General features: G+C 67.2%; 18 protein-coding genes and 1 tRNA gene. 10 read left to right on the top strand and 9 right to left on the bottom strand.

Annotated features, from left to right (window positions below; genetic code table 11):
- The first annotated feature begins 177 nt into the window (after positions 1-177).
- A complete protein-coding gene (locus tag FHW78_RS01520; protein WP_141452642.1) occupies positions 178-399 on the top strand; it encodes a hypothetical protein in 222 nt (73 codons plus the stop codon).
- A 310-nt stretch (positions 400-709) separates the two neighbouring features.
- Positions 710-1,525 (top strand): isocitrate lyase/phosphoenolpyruvate mutase family protein, encoded by an 816-nt coding sequence (locus FHW78_RS01525; RefSeq protein ID WP_183636823.1) that lies wholly within the window; start codon positions 710-712, stop codon positions 1,523-1,525.
- Between the two features lie 47 nt (positions 1,526-1,572).
- Here the strand turns inward: FHW78_RS01525 and FHW78_RS01530 are convergent, their stop codons facing one another.
- Positions 1,573-2,469, bottom strand: a complete 897-nt coding sequence (locus FHW78_RS01530) for a LysR substrate-binding domain-containing protein (RefSeq protein ID WP_183636826.1) — start codon at positions 2,467-2,469, stop codon at positions 1,573-1,575.
- A gap of 115 nt (positions 2,470-2,584) precedes the next feature.
- On the opposite strand from FHW78_RS01530, the gene FHW78_RS01535 reads away from it, so the two are divergent.
- The 3 genes from FHW78_RS01535 (at position 2,585) to FHW78_RS01545 (ending at position 4,816) form a co-directional block, all read left to right on the top strand.
- The gene (locus tag FHW78_RS01535; RefSeq protein WP_183636829.1) at positions 2,585-3,295 is read left to right on the top strand and encodes a glutathione S-transferase family protein; all 711 of its coding nucleotides are present in this window, start codon (positions 2,585-2,587) and stop codon (positions 3,293-3,295) included.
- A 115-nt stretch (positions 3,296-3,410) separates the two neighbouring features.
- Positions 3,411-4,175 (top strand): SDR family oxidoreductase, encoded by a 765-nt coding sequence (locus FHW78_RS01540; RefSeq protein WP_183636832.1) that lies wholly within the window; start codon positions 3,411-3,413, stop codon positions 4,173-4,175.
- Between the two features lie 119 nt (positions 4,176-4,294).
- Positions 4,295-4,816 carry a hypothetical protein gene (locus FHW78_RS01545; RefSeq protein WP_141452637.1) on the top strand — a complete coding sequence of 174 codons (522 nt, stop codon included), beginning with the start codon at positions 4,295-4,297 and terminating at the stop codon, positions 4,814-4,816.
- On the opposite strand, the gene FHW78_RS01550 is transcribed toward FHW78_RS01545, so the two are convergent.
- From FHW78_RS01550 to FHW78_RS01560, 3 genes are read right to left on the bottom strand one after another with little or no spacing between them, the layout of a single operon-like run.
- Positions 4,813-5,301 carry an SRPBCC family protein gene (locus FHW78_RS01550; RefSeq protein WP_183636834.1) on the bottom strand — a complete coding sequence of 163 codons (489 nt, stop codon included), beginning with the start codon at positions 5,299-5,301 and terminating at the stop codon, positions 4,813-4,815. The two genes, FHW78_RS01545 and FHW78_RS01550, sit on opposite strands and share 4 nt — an antisense overlap.
- 20 nt (positions 5,302-5,321) lie before the next feature.
- Entirely contained in the window at positions 5,322-5,675 is a 354-nt protein-coding gene (locus FHW78_RS01555; RefSeq protein ID WP_141452635.1) for a metalloregulator ArsR/SmtB family transcription factor, read from the bottom strand.
- 2 nt (positions 5,676-5,677) lie between these two features.
- Positions 5,678-6,370 carry a glutathione S-transferase family protein gene (locus tag FHW78_RS01560; protein ID WP_183636836.1) on the bottom strand — a complete coding sequence of 231 codons (693 nt, stop codon included), beginning with the start codon at positions 6,368-6,370 and terminating at the stop codon, positions 5,678-5,680.
- A gap of 212 nt (positions 6,371-6,582) precedes the next feature.
- Between FHW78_RS01560 and FHW78_RS01565 the strand changes: the two genes are divergently transcribed.
- A complete protein-coding gene (locus tag FHW78_RS01565; protein ID WP_183636837.1) occupies positions 6,583-7,065 on the top strand; it encodes a DoxX family protein in 483 nt (160 codons plus the stop codon).
- A gap of 17 nt (positions 7,066-7,082) precedes the next feature.
- Here FHW78_RS01565 and FHW78_RS01570 read toward each other — a convergent pair whose 3' ends face one another.
- Both FHW78_RS01570 and FHW78_RS01575 read right to left on the bottom strand, forming a co-directional pair.
- On the bottom strand, positions 7,083-7,835 hold the full coding sequence (locus tag FHW78_RS01570) for a LytTR family DNA-binding domain-containing protein (protein ID WP_183636839.1): 753 nt from the start codon (positions 7,833-7,835) through the stop codon (positions 7,083-7,085).
- Complete coding sequence (locus tag FHW78_RS01575) at positions 7,832-8,941, bottom strand: histidine kinase (RefSeq protein WP_183636841.1); 1,110 nt, start codon at positions 8,939-8,941, stop codon at positions 7,832-7,834. Before FHW78_RS01575 ends, FHW78_RS01570 begins: the two co-directional genes overlap by 4 nt.
- A gap of 227 nt (positions 8,942-9,168) precedes the next feature.
- On the opposite strand from FHW78_RS01575, the gene FHW78_RS01580 reads away from it, so the two are divergent.
- The gene (locus tag FHW78_RS01580; protein WP_183636844.1) at positions 9,169-10,014 is read left to right on the top strand and encodes a hypothetical protein; all 846 of its coding nucleotides are present in this window, start codon (positions 9,169-9,171) and stop codon (positions 10,012-10,014) included.
- Positions 10,015-10,105: 91 nt separating this feature from the next.
- On the opposite strand, the gene FHW78_RS01585 is transcribed toward FHW78_RS01580, so the two are convergent.
- Together FHW78_RS01585 and FHW78_RS01590 are read right to left on the bottom strand one after the other, a co-directional pair.
- Positions 10,106-10,195, bottom strand: a tRNA-Ser gene (locus FHW78_RS01585).
- A 128-nt stretch (positions 10,196-10,323) separates the two neighbouring features.
- Positions 10,324-11,331, bottom strand: coding sequence for a LysR family transcriptional regulator (locus FHW78_RS01590; protein WP_183636847.1), 1,008 nt, complete (start codon positions 11,329-11,331; stop codon positions 10,324-10,326).
- Positions 11,332-11,447: 116 nt separating this feature from the next.
- Between FHW78_RS01590 and FHW78_RS01595 the strand changes: the two genes are divergently transcribed.
- Both FHW78_RS01595 and FHW78_RS01600 read left to right on the top strand, forming a co-directional pair.
- Positions 11,448-12,023: an NAD(P)H-dependent oxidoreductase gene (locus FHW78_RS01595; RefSeq protein ID WP_183636850.1), complete on the top strand. Its 576-nt coding sequence runs from the start codon at positions 11,448-11,450 to the stop codon at positions 12,021-12,023.
- A gap of 137 nt (positions 12,024-12,160) precedes the next feature.
- Complete coding sequence (locus FHW78_RS01600) at positions 12,161-12,901, top strand: DNA alkylation repair protein (protein WP_183641064.1); 741 nt, start codon at positions 12,161-12,163, stop codon at positions 12,899-12,901.
- 550 nt (positions 12,902-13,451) lie between these two features.
- Here the strand turns inward: FHW78_RS01600 and serS are convergent.
- Positions 13,452-14,732: a serine--tRNA ligase gene (gene serS, locus FHW78_RS01605; RefSeq protein WP_183636853.1), complete on the bottom strand. Its 1,281-nt coding sequence runs from the start codon at positions 14,730-14,732 to the stop codon at positions 13,452-13,454.
- Positions 14,733-14,847: 115 nt separating this feature from the next.
- On the opposite strand from serS, the gene FHW78_RS01610 reads away from it, so the two are divergent.
- Complete coding sequence (locus FHW78_RS01610; RefSeq protein ID WP_183636855.1) at positions 14,848-15,507, top strand: energy transducer TonB; 660 nt, start codon at positions 14,848-14,850, stop codon at positions 15,505-15,507.
- The last annotated feature ends 87 nt before the right edge of the window (positions 15,508-15,594 follow it).

Below are 15,594 nucleotides of genomic sequence, written 5' to 3' on the forward strand. Positions count from 1 at the left end.
GGTGATCGGCGCCTGCCACTCGTTTGGTTTATACGTCGTCCGATGCGAAGAAGCCGTGTAGAGAAGCGCGTGCGACGTGCCGGCGCGTCATAGCCAAAGGCGAAGGCGTTTCTTTGCACGGAGATGACATCCCTGTCGCTAGCCTGTCGGCAACCGATGCTGCCCTGCCGCGCCATGATGACGCTCGATCTCCCCCATTCGCCCGGCCACGACGGCAGTTTCCTGCTGTCGATCAACGAATCCGAACCCCTGCATTTCCCGTCGCGCATTTCCGCGCTCGCCTACGCCAGCAAGCTCGCCTGGCAACGCGAGCAGCAGGGCCTGGATTACGCGATCAATGTCGAGGGAGGAGACGGCAAGTGGCGCCTGTTCCGCGGCGTTCGTCGGCTGCGCGCCTGACCCGGGTCCCGGAACATCGGATTTTTCCTACAGCAGGTCGGGCACTGCACCGACTGACTGGTCGCGTGCGCCGCGGCATTCTGGACGCGTTCCCGGAAGCACGCCCTGCGACGGTCAGGAAGACCGCTCTGCAAAGGAAAAGGGCGCCGCCTTGAGCAAGCGGAAGCGGCCCGGGAACCTCCCCCTTCAAGGTCCGGCCTGGATGGTGCCGGACCTTTCTTTTTTGCTGCGGCCTGATGATGGCCGAAAACGGTGAGTTCGCGCACGCGGGCTGTGGCAGCATCGCGGCATTCCCTCCTGGATCGCCAGCATGCCGACCACCGCCGAACGCACCGCCCTCTTCCGCCAGTTGCACGCCGATGGGCTACTGCTGCTCGCCAACGCCTGGGACGCGGGCAGCGCGCGCCTGATCGAATCGCTGGGCGCGCGCGCCAGCGCCACCACCAGCGCCGGCCTGGCGTGGTCACAGGGCTATCCGGACGGCGACCATCTGCCGGTCGCGCGCTTGCTGGACAGCGTCGACAGCATCGTCCGTGTCCTGTCGACGCCGTTGACCGTCGATATCGAAGGCGGCTACTCGGATGATCCCGACACCGTCGCCGACACGGTGCTGCATCTGGTCCGGCGGGGCGTGTCGGGTATCAACCTCGAGGACGGCGGCGACGATCCCGCCGTGCTGTGCGCCAAGATTGCGCGCATCCGCGAACATTGCCGGGAGGCTGGCAGCGATGTGTTCGTCAACGTGCGCACCGATGTCTATCTGCGCCGGCTCGCTCCGGCGGGTGCGGCCAGCGTGCAGGAAACCCTGGCGCGCGCCGCGCGTTACCGCGAGGCCGGCGCCGATGGGCTGTTCGTGCCGGGCGTGGTCGAGGAAACCGAGATCACCGCCATCGCCCAGGACGCGGGCCTGCCGCTGAATGTCCTGTGGCGCGCCGCGCTGCCGGATCGCGACCGGCTTCGCCGGTGTGGTGTACGCCGCCTCAGCGCCGGTTCGGATCTCGCCGAATCGGTCGCCGGCCACCTGCAACGCCGTGCGCAGTCGTTCCTCGCCGAGGGAGCCGGCATGCCGGCGGATCCGCAGGCACTGGGCTACGGGCAGCTCAACGCGCTGTTCGCGCCCGCCTGATCCGCCTCGTTCGGCGTCGCGCGCCGCTGCATTCACGATGCGGCGCGTCAGTCGTGGCCCAGGGATTCGATCAGGAAATCCACGACCGCGCGCACCCCGGGCAGTTGCCCGCGCCGGTGCGGCATCACCAGCGTGGTGGTCACCCGGCCGGCATGCCATCCCGGTAAGACACGCGACAGTCGGCCTTCGTCCAAATCCGGGCGGCACAAGGATTCCGGCAGGCAGGCGATCCCCAGCCCCGCGCCGGCCGCCGCCCGCAGCGCCTGCGATTCGTTGGCAATCATGCGCGGCCGTGGGGTGACCTCCACGGTCCGCGCGTCCGCGGCCTCCGCCATGAGTGTCCAGCGCGTTGCGCCGGCACCGCTCAACAAGCCGTCATGCCGTTCCAGCGCTTCCGGGTCCGCCGGCATTCCGTGGGCGTCCAGATAGCCGGGTGAAGCGACCAGCACGATGCTTTCCTGCCCGATTCGGCGCTGCACCAGTCCCGAATCGGGCAAGGGCGCGAAATGACTGCGCACGGCGATGTCATAGCCTTCCTGGACCACGTCCACGAACCGATCGGTCACGTCCAGTTGCAGGCACAGGCGCGGGAACCGTTGCGCCAGTCGCGGCAGGTGCGCGGCCAATTGCTCCTGCGCCACCGGCACGGAAGCGGTGATGCGCACGGTGCCGCTGGGCTCGGCCACCCGCTGGCGCACGATGTCCTGCGCGGCCTCGGCCTCGATGATCGAGGCACGGGCATGCTCGTAGAAATCACGCCCGACTTCGGTCAGCGTGAAGCTGCGCGAGGTGCGATGGATCAACCGCACCTGCAGCGCCTCTTCCAGTTCGGCCACGCGCTTGCTCAGGGTCGACTTGGGTAGCCCCAGCCGGCGCGAGGCCGGCGCGAAACCGCCGTGTTCGACCGCGGCGACGAAGAACACCAGGTCGTTGAGATTGAGCACCGAAAGTCCATGAATGTGGACGATAAGTCGCCATTTTGCCGACTACACGGTCAAAGTCCACAGTTCTATTGTTTCCCCACCGGCCGGATTCCCCTTCCCCCCAGGATCTTCATCCATGACCACCACTACCCTGCTGTACGGCGTGCCTTCGGGCTGCTCCTTCGGTTCCATCGTCGCGCTGGAATGGCTCGGCCTGCCCTATCGGCTCAGCCGGATTGCCATGCCCGAGGAAGTCACCGGCGACGACTATCGCCGCCTGAATCCGGTCGGCGAGACCCCCACCCTGATCACCACGGATGGCCGCGCCATCAGCGAAAGCATGGCCATCCTCAACCATCTCGGCGCGCGTGGCCTGGACACCGGGCTGGCATTCGCCCAGGGCACGCCGGGGTTCGACCGGCTCAATCAGATGCTGGCGTTCCTCAACACCGCCTTCTTCAACGCCTTCAGCCCGCTATGGCATGCGCTGGAGCACGGCAGCGAAGGCGTCGAGAACCAAGTGCTGGGCGAATACGGCCGCGGCAGGGTCGTGCGCGCGCACGCCCTGCTGGAACAGTTGCTGGGCGACCGTCCCTGGTTGCTCGGCGATCAGCGCACGCTGGCCGACGCCTACTTCATCGGCATTGCCCGCTGGACGCAATACCACGACGTGATCGATCGCCGCGATTACCCGAACCTGCAGCGCCTGTTCGACAAACTGGAAGCCGACCCGGCGGTGATCTTCGCGCATGCGATCGAAGCCGGACGCCCGGCGGTGTCCGCGGGTGGATTCCAGGGCCACGTGCCGCTGCAAGGCGTGCTCGGCGAGTTCCGCCAGGCGGCCTGATTCCCCGGGCAATGAATGGCCTCCGGCGGCATCCCGTCGCCGGAGGCGCAAGAACCGGAGAGTCGCCAGAAGGCATCGCCGACACACTGGCGCCTCTTCTCCACGAGGGTTCTCCATGAAGGTTCTGCAAGGCAAGGTCGCCATCGTCACCGGCGCCAGTTCCGGTATCGGCGAGGCCAGTGCCCGGTTGTTCGCGCGCGAAGGCGCCCGCATCGTCGCGGTCGCACGCGGCGAGGAAGGTCTGCGCCGGCTGGTTTCCGCCATCGCCGACGAGGGCGGCGAAGCGGTCGCGGTTGCCGGCGACGTGCGTGACGAAAGCTGCGCGCGGGCCGCGGTACAGGCCGCGCTCGAACATTTCGGCGGGCTCGACATCGCGTTCAACAACGCCGGCACGCTTGGCGAGATGGGACCGACACCGGGCATATCCGCGCAAGGCTGGCGCGACACCCTGGACATCAACCTGACCAGCGCGTTCCTGGCCGCCAGGCACCAACTGCCGGCAATGCAGGCGCGCGGCGGCGGCTCGCTGATCTTCACCTCGACCTTCGTCGGCCATACGGTCGGCCTGCCAGGCGCAGCCGCCTACGCGGCGAGCAAGGCCGGCCTGCTCGGCCTGACCCGCGCGCTGGCGGCGGAGTTCGGCGCCGAAGGCATCCGCGTCAATGCCCTGCTTCCCGGCGGCACCGACACGCCGATGGCACGGGCGATGAACGGCACCGCGGAATCCTGGGCCTTCGTCGAGAACCTGCACGCGCTCAAGCGCACCGCCACGCCGGAGGAACAGGCGCGCTCGGCGTTGTACCTGGCTTCCGACGCCTCCTCCTTCACCACCGGCACCGCGCTGCTGGTCGATGGTGGCGTTTCGATCACCCGCATGTAGAGGCGGCGCGCCCGGCACTTTCCCGCTTTTCCTCCTCGCCTGTCCCCGCGCGCCACGCTAGAGTGACGGCGGGGAATCGGCTCAACGGCGGTCGCAGCGGCCGCCACGGGGGAACATCGATGAAGACGAACACCATGGGATGGGTCGGCGCGGCACTGTGCCTGGCAACGGCTACCGCATCGGCGCAGGAAGCGCCGTTGTCGGAGGAACAGCAGATCCTGCTGCGCGCGGCGCAGAACGTCACCACCCGCACCGAAACGGTCAGCAGGATTCTCGACTACTGCACCCGCCAGGACGCCGGCTTCGCCGCCACCGGGCTGGACAGCATCCGCGCCTGGCGGCAACGCAACCAGGCCTACGTGGATCTGGGCCCTGCCCTGCGCGAGGAGACCTACGCGATGGGCGTGCGCCAGTTCGGCGTCACCCGCGAAGAAGCCGAAGCCGCGCTCATGGCTGCGGTCGAAGAGGTCGCCGGCACCTTCGCCGAGGAGATGGAACAGGTCGATGAGCCCGCCCGCCGGCGCCACGCCTGCGACGCCTATGCGCGCAAGATCAGCGACGGCGAACTGGACATCGGCTTCGAACGTCCCGAGGTGAAAGCGATGCTCGACGCCCGCCTCGATGGAACGCGCAAACGCTAGCCGGCGATGGCGTCGGAGTTCCCGGCGAGCCAGGCCGCCAGTTTCTCCAGTCCGACTTCGGTCCCCTCGCGGCGTTCGCCATGATCGGTATAGCCGTCCAGGAACACGACCTGTTCGGTGAACGACATCAGCGTGCCGCCGGCATCGGGCCGCAGCGACACCGTCACCAGCGATACCGAGATGCGCCGCTCGCCCAGCAGCAGGTCGTAGGCGTAGATGATGCGCCGCTCGGGCACGATGTCGAGGAAATGCGCACGGAACACGTGCGCGAGTCCATCGCTGTCATGGACCTGGTTGTATTCGCTGCCGCCGATGCGGAAATCCAGCGCGTAGCCGGCGTTGTTCCAGTCGTCGTGGCAGGAGAACCACGCCTGCTTGGCCTCGGCCTGCGACCACGCCGCGAACACCCGCGCCGGCGCTGCCGGCAGCTTGCGATCGATGCGAAAGTGGGTGTGCGCCTCGGACAGTTCAGAAAGGAGGGGCATGCGATGCTCCTTGGGCAGTTTCAGCGGGAGGAATCCGCGTCATCGGATCCGGTGCGGGCGAGGAAGGCTTCCAGCCGGTCGAAGCGACGCCGCCAGCTACGCTCGCGTTGGGCCGCCCACGCTTCGACCTGGGCCAGCGCGCCAGGTATCAACCGGAACGTGCGCACGCGCCCCTGCTTCTCCGAGGCCACCAGTCCGCCCCGCTCCAATACGGCCAGGTGCTTGACCACCGACGGCATCGCCAGGTCCAGTGGCCGCGCCAGCTCCGATACCGAAGCCGGTCCCTGGCTGAGTTGATCGACCATCCGCCGCCGGCTGTCGTCGGCCAGCGCATGGAACAGCGCGTCCAGGCGTTCGGAAGCCTGCGCCGCCATGGTCAGTCCGTCTCCAGCGGTTGCAGGAAGCGTGCGGGTATCCGCTCGCGATAGGGAAAAAGATCGAAGTACGGCCGCGCCTCGTCATAGGTGCGGCGCACCGAGGGCCGCGCCATCAGGCGTTCGAAATAGGCCGCCAGCGCGCCGAATCCGGGCGGAAACGGGTGCACGATGCCGGCATAGAACAGCGCCGGCGACGCGGAGCAGTCGGCCAGGCTGAACGTGTCGCCGGCGATCCATTCGCGTCCGGCCAGTTGCTTTTCCAGCATGGCATAAGCGCTATCGAGCGTGGCCAGCGCTTCGGCCACGCCGCGTGCGTCGTGCTCGCCGTCGCCGCGGAGGCGGTCGATGACGACTTTCTGTACCGGCTGATGGACGTAGTGGTCGAAGAACCGATCCCATAGCCGCACCTGCAATGCGGCTTCCGGCTCCGTCGGCAACATGGGGCGCAGCCCGGGATAGTGCTGGTCCAGGTACTCCACCACGATGCTGGATTCCGGAATCACCGCGTCGCGGCGCACATCGCGCAGCACCGGCATCTTGCCCACCGGCCAGACCTCCAGGAACGCATCCAGCGAATCGGCGTTGTCGTGCCGGACGATGACGCCCTCGAAGGGCGTGCCGTGCTCGTACAGCGCGATGAGCACCTTGTGGCAGAACGAGGCGAGCGGGTGGTAGTAGAGCACCAGATCCATCGATGTCCTCCGGGGAATGCGCGCCGGGAATGGCTCGCCCAATAGTTTCCCTATTGGCTAAGTATTAGCCCGACGCGGGACCGGGCGCAAGTGCCCGCGCCGGCTTCCGCTTGGTCACCCCGACCGTGCCCTTTGTCCCAGCCGCGTTGTCCGGCGATGCGGCGATGTCCATCGTGCCCCCTTCCCCGCGCCTACCATCCGGAACATCGCCCATGCATTCCCTGTTCAACGGCTATCCCTGGATCCGCGCCGGGACCAGCCTGCAGCTCCTGCGCATCGTCACCGCGATCCTGTTCATGGCCCACGCCGCCGTCCGCATCTTCAACGGCACGATTCCCCGTTTCGCCGAATTCATGGAGGCGCAGGGATTCCCGCACGGCTCGGCCTGGGTCTGGGCAATCACTTTGTACGAACTCACCGCCGGCACGCTGCTCGTACTCAACCTCGGCGTGCGCTGGGCGGCGTCGGGCCTGGCGGTGATTGCCGGCGTCGGCATCCTGCTCATCCACTGGAAGAACGGTTGGTTCGTCGGCGAGCACGGCGTCGGCGGCAGCGAGTACAGCATCGCGCTGCTCGCCATGCTGCTGGTGATCGCCGCGCATGACGCCAATCGGCACGCGCAGGTCGTCGCTCTCACGCCGCAGGTGAAGGACAAGCCGCCACCACCGCTGGTGCGGTTGACCGGAACGGATTGATGCGGCCGCGGGGAGCGCTACGCCGGTGACGGCACCGGAATGCCACGGCGGATCAAGCCGTGGATCTGATCGCGGTAGTTGCGGCCACTGACCAACCGGCGTCCGGTATGCAGGTCGATCCGGTAGCGGCCCGACCCCATCGGCATGATTTCCCGGATCGCGCCCGCGCGGACAATGGTCGAGCGGTGCACGCGCAGGAACGCCAGCGCGTCCAGTTCCGCCTCGAACGACGCCAGCGTGCGACGCAGGGTGTAGCGTCCCTGCTGGCAGTCGATGTCCAGGTAGTTGCCCTGCGCCTCGACGACGTTGATCTGGCTCTCCGGCACCAGTTGCACGCGCTGTCCGACCTGCAGCGGAATCCGGCGTACACCGTCGTCGACCGTCGCCACCTGCAGACCCTGCAAGGCCAGGCGCTCGCGCAGGCGCTCCACCGTCTGTTGCAGGCGGTCGGCGGACAGCGGCTTCAGCAGGTAGTCCACCGCGCGGGCGTCGAAGGCGCGCGCGCCGTGTTCGTGATAGGCGGTGACGAACACCACCAGCGGCTGCGGTCCACGCCATTGCGTGAGCGCGGAAAATCCATCGCCGCCGGGCATCTCGATGTCCAGGAACAGCACGTCGATGGCGGTCCTGCGGACCGCCTCCAGCAGTTCCTCCACGTCCACGCACTCGGCCACCACCGCGATGCTGCCGCCGGCGACCTTTTCCAGCAGCCGGCGCAGGCGCGCGCGCGACAGCGGTTCGTCATCGACGATGGCGGCTTTCAGGCTCATGCCACCCGCTCCAGCGGACGGGTGCCCAGCGTCGTCGCGTCGGCCGCGGGCAACGGGATTTCCAGCTCGACCAGATACCGGTCGGGGGAGGTATCCGGCCTCGACAGGCGCGCCCGATCGCCATACAGCAGTTGCAGGCGTCCGGCGACGCCGCGCAGGCCCACGCCGTTGCCGGCGACGGTAGCGGTGCCGGGTTCGGCGCTGTTCTCCACGGCAAGATGAAGGACGCGATGGATCACCCTCGCCCGGATCAGCAACCCGCCGGGAGACTTGCGCCGTGCGATGCCGTGGACGATGGCGTTCTCGACCAGCGGCTGCAGTATCAGTACCGGCACCGGCACGTCCAGGCAGTCGGCATCGATTTCCCGGCGCACCTGCAAACGGCTGGTCAAGCGGATCTTTTCGATCATCAGGTAGTGATCCACCACCGCCAGTTCGTCGCGCAGCGGCCGCTCCTGCATTTCGTCCTGCTTGAGTCCGTCGCGCAACAGCGCCGACAGCGAAACCAGCATGCGATCGGCCAGATCCCGGTCCACATGCACCATCTCCGCCACCGAATTCAGGGCATTGAACAGGAAGTGCGGATTGACCTGCGCGCGCAGCGCTTCGAGCCGGGTGGAAACCAGGCTCCTCTCGATGTCGGCGATGCGCTTTTCGCGCTCGCGCGAACGCTCGTAGTACACGAACGCGTGCGCCACGCCGATCACCGTCCATGCCGTCATCAGGTTGTTGCGGATGCTGGTGACCACGACCTCGCCAAAACCCGGCAGGACGTCATACCACTGGAAGATCGGATCGGTCAGGTAAACGTACGCGGCCTTCAGCACGATGATGGCCGCCACGCCAAGCGATTGCACGCCCAGGGCCCGCATGACGGACCCGCGCTCGACGGGAAAGCGCCGGACCAGCCAGAGGACGCCCAGGCTGAAGGGCACCCAGGTCATCCAGCCGCCGAAGCTGAAGTGCAGCGCGCGCGACCAGGCGATCGGCTTGCCATCGGTGTCGCCCATGGCCACGACCTGGCTGGCGAACATCACCGAGTACGCGGTCCACCACAGCAGGACCATCCAGACGATCAGGGGAATCTTGAAAGGGCGCTTGTCCACGGGCGCCACCCTACCGCTCCGTCGCGACCTCGTACAGGTATCCGGCGGGCTTTTTTTCAGGATGTCGGGCGCGCGTGGCGTTCGTCACGCGCCCGGTGCCGTTCGTCACAGCCGGATGGCGGTCCTGTCCCGGCGGCGAGAAAGATGGCGCACTCCCGCCGGGCGGACAACGCCAGGAAGCCCAGGCTTCCGCGCAAGGACGACGGCTTCCACCACGAGAGGATCCCATGGCACACCGATTTCTTTTCCTGCTTCCCCTGGCCCTGGCGGGCGCGACCCCGGTCGCGTGGGCCGGCGAATGCGAGGACAACTTCAGCAAATCCGGCAGCGTGTTTTCCGGCGCCGACTTCTCCAGCAAGGTGACGGTGTCGGATCTGTCCGTGGCCGACGCAATGGGTCAGATCCGCGGCATCATGATCGCCGAGAAGATGGACGTGATCACCGAGGACGCGGGCACCGGCACGATGCTGGTGGAACAGCGCTCGACCAATTTCACCCGCGCCGTCCCCACGCTGATCAACGTCAGCCAGGAGGGCAACGCGGCGGTGGTGGAGATGACGGTCAAGACCGAGAAGGGCCAGTTCGCCAAGGCCGATTCGATGCGTCCGTACATGTGCCAGCTGATGGCGAAGATCAAGGGCGGCAAGGAAGGCAGGACCGCCGGCGCGCAGGGGGCGCGCACCCAGAACGTGGCGGACACCACGTTCAAGGACGTATACGTGTTCTCCCGCGAGATCGCGCGCGAGGCCAAGGGCAACGCGCTGGTGGTCAACGCCCGCCACAAGGGCCGTAAGTACAGCCTGAAGGGCCGCGTGGACTACATCCAGGAAGATGGCGCCGAGTACAACGTCTCCTTCGACATCCCCGACGAGAGCGAAGTCCTGATCAAGGTGCCCGGCGACGACCAACCGCGCGTTGGCGTGGCCTGCCTGTTCAACGCCAACCAGCTCGCCAACGTGCTGACTTTCCGCAAGGGCGACTACGCCACCTTCACCGGCAGCTTCCATCGCTACGACGATTTCAAGCGGATGCTGTGGCTGGAGAACTGCGTGCAGGCGAAGAAGAAGAAGTGACGCAAGCGGGCACTGCAACTTGCCTGCAAGTGCCGTCCCATCATCCAGACGGATACGCAAACGCCCCCGTAGGGGGCGTCCTGCGAAGGTTTGGCGGAGAGAGTGGGATTCGAACCCACGGAAGGTTTGACCCTTCGCCGGTTTTCAAGACCGGTGCCTTAAACCGCTCGGCCATCTCTCCGTTGTATCTGCTGCATCCCGCCGATGCGTTGCATCGGTTCGCCGGTTTGACCATCGACCCGCGGTGGCAGGCGCTGCAGGCCAGCCCTGTCGGGCCGGCGCATTTTCGCATGAAGCCCGTGCGCGTGCTTACGAGGCCTTCTTGACCTTGCCGGCCCGGGCGTTGTCCAGGGCCAGTTCCAGCGCCCTTTCCGCCGCCTCCGAGCACTTGCCGCCGCAGTCCAGGCGCGAGGCTTCGATCTGCTGGGGCAGGTGTTCTGCCAGGAAGTCGATGAACACCCGCACCGCCGGCAGCAGGCCGCGACGAGAGGCAAACACCGCGTGGCAGATGCCCTGCGGCAGCGACCATTCCGGCAGCACCACTTCCAGTTCGCCCTTGCGCACGGCCTCGGCGCAGACGGTTTCCGGCAACAGGGTGATGCCGTAGCCGTCCTTTGCCATCGCCTGCAGCAGCGGGAAGTCGAATCCGGCCAGGCGCGGCTGCAGTTCGACCCGGCGCACCTCGCCGTCCGGACCATGCAGTTCCCAGCGCTGGCGCGCCTCGTCCTCGCTGATGCTCAGGGTGACGTGATTGGTCAGATCTTCCGGCGCCTGCGGGCGTCCGGCGCGGTTGAGGTATTTCGGACTGGCGACCAGCAATTCCTGGATCTGGCCGAAGCTGCGCATCACCAGGCTGCCGTCATCGTCGAGCTTGGCGCGCACGCGCAGCGCCACGTCGTAGCCTTCGTTGATGATGTCCACGCGCCGGTTGTTGACGTGCAGCTGCAACCGCACCTTCGGGTACTTGTCGAGGAACTTGGGCAGGATCTTCGGCAACTGCATCTGCGCCACCGCCACCGGCACGCTGACCCGCACTACGCCGCGCGGCTCGGCGCTGAGGCGATCGACCACCTCGCGCGCGGCCTGGGCTTCGGCCAGCATCGTCTGCGCATGCCGATGCACGCTCATGCCCACGTCGGTCACCGCGAAGCGGCGGGTGGAACGCTGCAGAAGGCGCACGCCCAGATCGGTTTCCAGCTGGCTGATGCGCCGGCTCAGCCGCGACTTGGGAATGCCCAGAGCGCGCTCGGCCGCGGCGAAGCCGCCGTGGTCGACCACCATGGCGAAGTAATAGAGGTCGTTGAGGTCGTGCTGCATGACTATAGTTCCATTATCAGAACAATCAGTGATATTAGACCAGCTTTATCCTGTTTTCGCAACAACCCAAGATGGCATCCAACGCGGCACGGCCGCATCCACCCGACAAAGCCATCATGAAACTATTGCACATCGACAGCAGCGCGCTGGCCGACAACTCGGTCACCCGCCAACTCACCGCCGCCATCGTAGCCCGTTGGCAGGACCAGGTGCCTGGTCTGAAGGTCACCTATCGCGATCTGGATGCCGCTCCCCTGCCCCACCTGACCGGACCGGTACTGGCCAAGGCCGATCCGGCGGTGGCCGCCGCCAGCGAAGAAACGCTCCAGCAGTTCCTGGACGCGGACGTCGTGGTCATCGGGGCGCCGATGTACAACTTCGGCATTCCGTCGACCCTGAAAGCCTGGATTGACCGCGTCGCCGTGGCCGGACGCACCTTCCGCTACACCGAGAAGGGTCCGGAAGGCCTGGCCGGCAACAAGAAGGTGATCATCGCCAGCGGCCGCGGCGGCATCCACGGCGCCGCCAGCGACTTCCAGGAGTCCTACCTGAAGTTCGTGCTGGGATTCATGGGCATCACCGACGTGGAATTCGTGCGCGCCGAGGGCGTGAACTATTCGCCGCAGCACCGCGTCGATGCGCTCGCCAGCGCACTGGCGTCGATTCCGGTTCCGCAGCGCCTGGCGGCCTGATCGCCCGGCATCCATGTTCCTGGCAGTTCCTCTCTCCGGGCCCGCGCAAGCGGGCCTTTTTTTGTCCGCCTCACCGGCGCGGGACATGAGCCACGCCGCGTGGCTATGCTTGCGCGCATCTGATCGCCGCCTTGCCCATGCCCGTCGCCAAGAAGCCCACGCGCACCGCTTTCCGCAAGGCCGCCACCATCGAGCCGGTGAGCGCCATTCAGGCGCTGGCGATGCTGAAGCAACAGGCAAGTGCCTCCCATCGGGAAGGACTCGCCCGTTTCGGCATTCCCGACGATCACGCCCTGGGCGTACCGATGGCGAAGATCCAGGCCATCGGCAAGCGCATCGGACGCCAGCCTGCGCTGGCGCCGGCCCTGTGGGATACCGGCGTGTACGAGGCGCGCCTGCTGGTCGCCTTCGTTGCCGATCCCGCGCAGCTGGGTACCGCGCAGATGGACCGCTGGTGCCGCGACTTCGACAACTGGGCCGTCTGCGACACCCTGTGCTTCCACCTGTTCGATCGCAGCCCGCATGCCTGGCGCAAGGTGGCGCAATGGAGCGGCCGGCGTGGCGAGTTCGAGAAGCGCGCTGCGTTCGCCCTGCTCGCCGGCTTGGCGGTGCACGACAAGACGGCGGCCGATGACGGATTCGCCGAAGGATTGCGATTGGTCGAGGCAGCCGCCACCGATCCGCGCAACTTCGTCAGGAAAGCGGTCAGCTGGGCGTTGCGGGCCATCGGCCAGCGTCGCGCCGGGTTGCATGCAACGGCCGTTGCGCTGGCTCGTCGGCTGGCGGCCTCGGAAGACGCCACCGAACGCTGGATAGGCAAGGACGCGCTGCGCGATCTGACCCGCCCGCAGGTTGCGCAGCGGTTGGCGCGGCGCTGAGCGGCCAAGCGAATATTCCCCTCGGTCCGTCCTCCTTCTCCGAAGGGGCAGGCGTGGAGCCGGGCTCGCTCGGCTACGGGATACGCGGTCGTTCGGGAAGAATCGGCGCGAATCGGACCAAGGAATCGTGTGGCATCGGGCAGCGGAGCGAGCTCCGCTCTACGGGAGCGTTCGCGGGTGCCGGTCAGGCGATGCGAGCGCGAATCCCCTCGGTCCCCCTCTTCTCCGAAGGGGGAGGCGTAGAGCCGAGCTTGCTCGGCTACGGGATGCGCGGTCGTTCGGTAAGAATCGGCGCGACTCGGACCAAGGAATCGCGCGGCATCGGGCAGCGGAGCAAGCTCCGCTCTACGGGAGGGTTCGCGGTGCCGGTCAGGCGATGCGAGCGCGAATCCCCTCGGTCCCCCTTCTCCGAAGGGGCGGCGTAGAGCCGAGCTTGCTCGGCTACGGGATGCGCGGTCGTTCGGTAAGAATCGGCACGACTCGGACCAAGGAATCGCGTGGCATCGGGCAGCGGAGCGAGCTCCGCTCTACGGGAGGGTTCGCGCGCGGATCAGGCGATGCGGTCGACGCCGCCCATGTAGGGGCGCAGTACTTCGGGCACGGTGATCGAACCATCGGCGTTCTGGTAGTTCTCCATCACCGCGATCAGCGCGCGGCCCACCGCGGTGCCTGAGCCGTTTAGGGTATGCACCGGCTCGGGCTTGCCGGTGGCCGGATTGCGCCAGCGCGCCTGCATGCGGCGGGCCTGGAAATCCTCGCAGTTGGAGCACGAGGAAATTTCGCGGTAGGTCTGCTGCGACGGCAGCCAGACTTCCAGATCGTAGGTCTTGGTGGCGGAGAAACCCATGTCGCCCGAGCACAGCAGCATGCGGCGGTACGGCAGGCCCAGCTTTTCCAGCACCACTTCCGCGCTGCGGGTCATGCGTTCGTGCTCGTCGTAGCTTTCCGCGGGGCGAGCGATCGAGACCAGTTCCACCTTCTCGAACTGGTGCTGGCGGATGAAGCCGCGCACGTCGCGGCCGCTGCTGCCGGCCTCGGAGCGGAAGCATAGCGAATGCGCGGTCATGCGCAGCGGCAGGCGCGCGTCGTCGACGATTTCGTCGCGGACGATGTTGGTCAGCGAGATCTCGGAGGTGGAGATCAGGTAGCGTTTGTGCTCGCCCAGCTGGGTGCTGAACATGTCCTCTTCGAACTTGGGCAACTGGCCGGTGCCATACAGGCTCTCGGCGTTGACGATCAGCGGCACGTTGGTTTCCTCGTAGCCGTGTTCGCCGGTATGCAGGTCCAGCATGAACTGCGCCAGCGCGCGGTGCAGGCGGGCCAATTGGCCACGCAGCACGGTGAAGCGCGCGCCGGAAATCTTGGCGGCGGTATCGCCATCCAGCCAGCCGTGGCGGGCGCCGAGTTCCACATGGTCCTTGACCGGGAAGTCGAACGCCGGCGGGGCGCCCCAGCGATGCTGTTCGACGTTCTGGCTCTCGTCGCCGCCGTTCGGGACACTGGCATGCGGCAGGTTGGGAATGCCCAGCGCAATCGCCTCGATCGCGCCGCGGATCTCCTCCAGCTTCACTTCCGAGGCCTTGAGTTCGTCGCCGAAACCGGCCACCTCGGCCATCAGCGCGGCCACGTCCTCGCCCTTGGCCTTGGCCTGGCCAATCGCCTTGGAACGGGTATTGCGGAGGTTCTGAAGTTCCTCGGTGCGCTTCTGGATCTGCTTGCGCGACGACTCCAGTTCGGCCAGCCGGGACACGTCAAGGTCGAAACCCCGGCTGTCCTTCAGGCGTTGGGCGAGTTCGGCGGTCTGGGTGCGAAGCAGGGCGGGATCGAGCATGGGATTCGGAACGGATATGCGGCAGGACGCCGATTATCGCCTTTTATGCGCCGTCATGCCTCGCAGCGTTCACCCCGGGCGTGTCAGAATCGGCGCAGCCACCACGGTGCCTTCCATGTCCGCTTCCCGCGAATCCCCGGATTCCGAACTCGTGTTCCGCCTGCCCCGCCGCACCCTGCGCATCGCCGGCATCGCCTTCGGCGCCGGGCTGCTGCTGTTCGTGATTGTCTGGCTGGTCGGCCGCGGCGACGACGGCTTCTACCAGCCCGAGGCCACGGTCGAGGGCAACAAGCCGGTGGTGGAGGCGCTGCCCGAACCCCTGCCCGCGCGCGGTGGCGCCAGCGGCCTGGAAGAACCCCGCCAAGAGGGCAACGGGCGTCCGCAACTGGTCGAACAGGCACCGATGCCGGCACCGATCGAGGAAGCCCCGGCACCGGCCGCTCCCGCGGTACCGGATGCGCCCGCGGCACCGGCCGCCGGCGTGGCGCTGGCGCCCGGCGACCAGCCGGTACCAATGGCAGGCCAGACGCCCCCGCCCGACTATCCCGCCGCCGCGTTGCGCCGGGGCGATGCCGGCACGGTGATGGTGCGGGTGGAAGTCGGTGCCGACGGCGTGCCCACCGACGTGTCCGTCGAGGCCCGCAGCGGCTCGCGCGATCTGGATCGCGCCGCGCTCGACGCGGTCCGCCGCTGGCGCTTCAATCCGGCCCAGCGCGACGGCCAACCGGTGGCGTCCAGCGTGGTCGTTCCGATCGACTTCAATCTGCAGCAATGAGCCGGGAACTGGCGCGCAGCTGAACCGGCGGCGCGCCAGCTGAATCGTGACTTTCCCGATCCGGGCGACTTTACCGGCCGCTCACGC

Origin of the sequence: Pseudoxanthomonas sp. OG2, from assembly GCF_014192765.1 — a bacterium.
In the GTDB taxonomy this organism is placed as follows: Bacteria; Pseudomonadota; Gammaproteobacteria; order Xanthomonadales; family Xanthomonadaceae; genus Pseudoxanthomonas_A; species Pseudoxanthomonas_A beigongshangi.

Coding starts and splice junctions, on each gene's coding strand:
- FHW78_RS01565 (WP_183636837.1), top strand. CDS start 6,583: ATGCATTCCCTGTTCAACGGCTATCCCTGGATCCGCGCCGGGACCAGC.
- FHW78_RS01590 (WP_183636847.1), bottom strand. CDS start 11,331: ATGCAGCACGACCTCAACGACCTCTATTACTTCGCCATGGTGGTCGAC.
- FHW78_RS01550 (WP_183636834.1), bottom strand. CDS start 5,301: ATGCCCCTCCTTTCTGAACTGTCCGAGGCGCACACCCACTTTCGCATC.
- FHW78_RS01580 (WP_183636844.1), top strand. CDS start 9,169: ATGGCACACCGATTTCTTTTCCTGCTTCCCCTGGCCCTGGCGGGCGCG.
- serS (WP_183636853.1), bottom strand. CDS start 14,732: ATGCTCGATCCCGCCCTGCTTCGCACCCAGACCGCCGAACTCGCCCAA.
- FHW78_RS01600 (WP_183641064.1), top strand. CDS start 12,161: ATGCCCGTCGCCAAGAAGCCCACGCGCACCGCTTTCCGCAAGGCCGCC.
- FHW78_RS01525 (WP_183636823.1), top strand. CDS start 710: ATGCCGACCACCGCCGAACGCACCGCCCTCTTCCGCCAGTTGCACGCC.
- FHW78_RS01610 (WP_183636855.1), top strand. CDS start 14,848: ATGTCCGCTTCCCGCGAATCCCCGGATTCCGAACTCGTGTTCCGCCTG.
- FHW78_RS01560 (WP_183636836.1), bottom strand. CDS start 6,370: ATGGATCTGGTGCTCTACTACCACCCGCTCGCCTCGTTCTGCCACAAG.
- FHW78_RS01535 (WP_183636829.1), top strand. CDS start 2,585: ATGACCACCACTACCCTGCTGTACGGCGTGCCTTCGGGCTGCTCCTTC.
- FHW78_RS01540 (WP_183636832.1), top strand. CDS start 3,411: ATGAAGGTTCTGCAAGGCAAGGTCGCCATCGTCACCGGCGCCAGTTCC.
- FHW78_RS01545 (WP_141452637.1), top strand. CDS start 4,295: ATGAAGACGAACACCATGGGATGGGTCGGCGCGGCACTGTGCCTGGCA.
- FHW78_RS01555 (WP_141452635.1), bottom strand. CDS start 5,675: ATGGCGGCGCAGGCTTCCGAACGCCTGGACGCGCTGTTCCATGCGCTG.
- FHW78_RS01570 (WP_183636839.1), bottom strand. CDS start 7,835: ATGAGCCTGAAAGCCGCCATCGTCGATGACGAACCGCTGTCGCGCGCG.
- FHW78_RS01520 (WP_141452642.1), top strand. CDS start 178: ATGACGCTCGATCTCCCCCATTCGCCCGGCCACGACGGCAGTTTCCTG.
- FHW78_RS01595 (WP_183636850.1), top strand. CDS start 11,448: ATGAAACTATTGCACATCGACAGCAGCGCGCTGGCCGACAACTCGGTC.